The organism is Amycolatopsis kentuckyensis (genome assembly GCF_002155975.1).
Taxonomy (GTDB): Bacteria; Actinomycetota; Actinomycetes; order Mycobacteriales; family Pseudonocardiaceae; genus Amycolatopsis; species Amycolatopsis kentuckyensis.
In genome coordinates, this window is sequence record NZ_MUMI01000698.1 from 1 (window position 1) to 3,419 (window position 3,419).

The following is a 3,419-nucleotide window of genomic DNA, read 5'->3' on the forward strand; positions in this document are numbered from 1 at the left end:
CGGCGCGCCCGACGCCCCGGCCGCGGCGGCGTCCGGGGCGTCGGGCGCGCCGATCGGCACCTGGCTGTCGGGCAGCTGGGCCACCCCGCCGCGGTAGGCGGCGGCCCACGCCATCACGGTGTCCACATAGGACTGCGAGTTGTTGTAGCGGCGCACGGCGATGCGCTGCCCCGCGTCGGTCGAGAGGTCGAGGCCGCCCGAGCACAGGTAGCGCGCGGTGGCCAGCGCCTCGTCGTAGATGTTGTTGGGGTTCGACACACCGTCGCCGTTGCCGTCGGAGGCGTACCCGCGCCACGTCGACGGGATGAACTGCGTCGGGCCGACCGCGCGGTCCCACACCGTGTCGCCGTCGTACTTGCCGCCGTCGGTGTCCCGGATCGCGGCGAACGCGCCGGCGCCGTTGAGCACCGGGCCGAGGATCGGCTCCAGCGTGTCGCCGATGGCGTTGACGTACCCGCCGCGGGCGTGGTTGGACTCGATCCGGCCGATGCTGGCGATCAGCGCCCAGTCGAGGTGGCAGTTCGGCTGTTCCTTGGCGAGGATGTCCGCGGCGTTCTTGTACGCCTTGAGCATGCTCCCCGGGATGCCGAGCGACCCGGAGATGCCCGCGGAACCGGCGCGCCCGCCCGGCACGACCAGCGGCTCGGGCAGCGGCGGCTGGGGCAGGCTGCCGTCGACCGCGATCGGCGGCATGACGATGTTCGGCGGCTGCTGCTGCGGCGCGGCGACGGCCCGGTCGGGCTGGCTGTCCCCGGCGTTGGCCACCACGACCGGCGCCGGCAGGCCCGTGGTCAGCGTGGGCAGCACGACGAGCGCGCCACCCGCGAGCGCGGCGGCCGTCCGGCGGACCGAACGCGCATTCCTGCGACGTGGCCGGTGCTTGGGCATGGTCGTCCCCGCTTCCCTCGATCTGTCGCTGATCGCCTCACCCGATCGGCCTCACCCACCGGTACTGACCGGTAGGAGCAAGCTATCCGATGGAACCAAACTTTGGCGAATGCCACAGCCGAAACCGCCCGCGACGGAGAAGTTCGTCTGGATGGCACAAAACCTTCGTAGGAAATCTGTCAGATTCACCAGGACTTAACCGGGTGCCGCGGACAGTTTGTCCGACAGGACACCGGGCACGGTGAGCCCGCGGTGCGTCACGTCCGAGCAAAACCGCCGGACGAGCGAATCCGACGGCGTCACGGTGAACGTCACGACGTCCCGGTGCAGCGGGGGCTTCAGCCGCCGCAGCGTGCCGGGGAAGGTCCGCGGGAGCGCGGTGGTCGGGACCAGTGCCACGCCGAGCCCCGCCGCGGCGAGCTGGGCCGCCGTCGCCGCCTGCTTCGTCCGCATCACCACCTCCAGTACGGCGCCGCGCCGCGCCACCTCCTGATCCAGCCACCCGCCGAGGCCATTGTCCCGGTGGTAGTGCACCACCGGAATGCCCGTGAGGGCGGTCATGGGGACCGCCGCGCGGGCGGCGAACGGGTGGTCCGCGGGCAACGCCACGACGATCTCCTCGCGCCCCACCACCTCGGCGGACCCGGTCCAGCGGCTCGGCCGCGGCCCGACAGCGACGTCCGCTTCGCCCGCCTCCAGGGCCTCGACCAGCGCGTCCGCGCTCGTGGTCTCGGTCAGCGTGATCAGCACCTCCGGCCGGTGCCGGTGCCAGGCCCGCAGCACGGGGGCGAGCAACCCGGCGGTCATGCTCTCCGCACACGCGATCCGCAGGGTGCCTTCGCCGCCACCGGCCACCGCGCGCCCGGTCCGGACCACCCGTTCGGCGGCGGCCAGCGCCACCCGCGCGTCGGCGAGCACGGCCCGCCCCGCGGCGGTGGGCCGGACCCCGCGCGGCAGCCGTTCCAGCACCGGCGTCCCCAGTTCCCGTTCCAGCGCGCCGATCTGGTGCGACAGCGCGGGCTGCGACAGGTGCAGCCGCGCGGCCGCCTCGGTGATCGAGCCCGCGTCGAGGACCGCGACCAGGCACTCCAGTGCGCGCAGCGTAGGCATTCGCGAATTCTATCGTAGACATCGAAAACCTTCGGATCGCGACGGGATTGTTCCGGGCTGTTCCGGCGCTGAACGCCGTGTGCGAGACGAAAGGAGCACGGAAATGTCGTTCGAGGGAAAGCGGCTGGTCATCGTGGGCGGCGGTTCGGGTATCGCCCGGCAGATCGCTTCGGACGCGTACGCGGCGGGCGCGGAAGTGATCCGGGCCGGCCGGAATCCGGCGGCGTCGGCGCAGCCGGGTGTCCGGACCGCGTTCGCGGATCTCGGTGAGGAATCGTCGTTGAAAGCGCTTGCCGACGAAGTGGGCGAAGTGGACTACGTGGTCTCACTCGCCGCGGCGCCGGCGAACGGGCCGGTCGCGACACTGGAGCGGGACGCGGTGACGCGGGCCTTCGACGCCAAAGTGGTCGGTCCGCTGATGCTGGCGAAGCACTTCGCCCCACGGTTCCGCGAAGGCGGCGCCCTGGTGTTGTTCTCCGGCGTCGCCGCGTGGCGCCCGACGCCGGAAAGGACGGTCATGGCGACGACGAACGGCGCGGTCGCGTTCCTCGCCGAAGCGCTGGCCGTGGAGCTGGCACCGATCCGGGTCAACGCGATCTCCCCGGGCATCGTCGACTCGGGAGCGTGGGACCGGCTCGGCGAGGCGAAGGCGGAGTTCTTCCGCCGGACCGCGCAAGCGAATCCGGCCCGCCGGGTGGGCCGGACCGCGGACGTTTCGGCGGCCACGCTCCTGGTGCTGGCGAACCCGTTCGTCACGGGCACGGTGCTGCATGTGGACGGTGGCGGCCGGCTTGGGTGATCGAGCCTTTACACGGACTTGAAGCGTTCCTATGATCGGCCGTCCGGGCGTGTTGCCGCCCGTCCGGACGGCCCAGGTGGAGGGTTTGATGGCACGTAGGGCTCCGCGCCGAGAGCAGGTCACCGTCGCCGAGCTGCTGGTCCGGTCCGACGCACCGCGCGACCGTTACCGCGACGAGGACACCCTCGTGCTCCCGCGGGCGCGCCACCGGGAGAAACCGCAAGTCCTGCGATCGCTGACGCGGTTGCGGATGTTGTCGGTGGTCGCGGGAGCGCTGGCGCTGACAGGCGGGGTGAGCGCGGCGGTCTCGATGCCTCCGGTACGCGACACGGCAGCGGCCTGGCCCCCGGCGGGCCTGGAACCCCCGGCGGTGGCGCTGGTCCCGTTGCCGGCGGACGTCGTCGTACCGCCGGCCAAGCACGCGGCCCCGCCCTCTCCGGAATCCGTAGCACAACCCGCGGATCCCGCTCCGATTTCCCCGGACGCCGTCGACCCGGAATCGAATTCCGTCAAGCCGGTGGTGCACCGCGGAACCCTGGCCCGCGCGGTGAAGATCGTCGACAAGGTCAAGGAGCCGGTCAAGGCGAAGCCGAAGCCGCCCGAGCAGGCGGCGCCGGCGCCG

At 72.4% G+C, this 3,419-nt stretch carries 4 protein-coding genes; 2 read left to right on the plus strand and 2 right to left on the minus strand.

The genetic code is table 11. The features are described 5' to 3' along the window. Together CCN39_RS45865 and CCN39_RS45870 are read right to left on the minus strand one after the other, a co-directional pair. The coding region (locus tag CCN39_RS45865) for a lytic transglycosylase domain-containing protein (RefSeq protein ID WP_143264424.1) at positions 1-888 on the minus strand (888 nt) is incomplete at its 3' end. Positions 889-1,083: 195 nt separating this feature from the next. Further along, on the minus strand, positions 1,084-1,998 hold the full coding sequence (locus CCN39_RS45870) for a LysR family transcriptional regulator (protein ID WP_086853244.1): 915 nt from the start codon (positions 1,996-1,998) through the stop codon (positions 1,084-1,086). A 103-nt stretch (positions 1,999-2,101) separates the two neighbouring features. Here CCN39_RS45870 and CCN39_RS45875 point away from each other — a divergent pair, with 103 nt between their 5' ends. Both CCN39_RS45875 and CCN39_RS45880 read left to right on the plus strand, forming a co-directional pair. Beyond that, entirely contained in the window at positions 2,102-2,797 is a 696-nt protein-coding gene (locus tag CCN39_RS45875; RefSeq protein WP_086853246.1) for an SDR family oxidoreductase, read from the plus strand. An 88-nt stretch (positions 2,798-2,885) separates the two neighbouring features. Then, positions 2,886-3,419 (plus strand): hypothetical protein (locus CCN39_RS45880; protein WP_244211321.1); only part of this gene is annotated, 534 nt, incomplete at its 3' end.